Origin of the sequence: Vallitalea maricola, assembly GCF_036985595.1 — a bacterium.
In the GTDB taxonomy this organism is placed as follows: domain Bacteria; phylum Bacillota; class Clostridia; order Lachnospirales; family Vallitaleaceae; genus Vallitalea; species Vallitalea maricola.
In genome coordinates this window covers 1-253 of record NZ_BTPU01000325.1, presented here as the reverse complement: position 1 = coordinate 253, position 253 = coordinate 1, and the positions used below count along the sequence as shown (strand labels likewise).

At 40.7% G+C, this 253-nt stretch carries 1 protein-coding gene; it reads right to left on the bottom strand.

The genetic code is table 11. From position 1 onward, the window contains the following. Positions 1–4: 4 nt before the first annotated feature. Positions 5–253: hypothetical protein (locus tag AACQ14_RS24245; protein ID WP_339366098.1), on the bottom strand; the 249-nt coding region annotated here is incomplete at its 5' end.

The following is a 253-nucleotide window of genomic DNA, read 5'->3' as shown; positions in this document are numbered from 1 at the left end:
GGTACTAGTAACATCTTGAATGAAACACAGCGTGATGCGCTGTCTGCTCTTGGCGAAGTGGTTCGCCACGACGCATTACAAAAAGCATCACATGTATCAAAATCTCAAGAATTAGACGCATTGCGTTTGCATCTTGTGTATTAATAGGGTGAGTGACGCTAAAGCCCGAATAACCTTGCGCATCGGTATTTTTAAGATCCTCTTGTTCAGAATCATAATTAAAGATCTTTGTAGTATAGAAAACTCGTCTTGC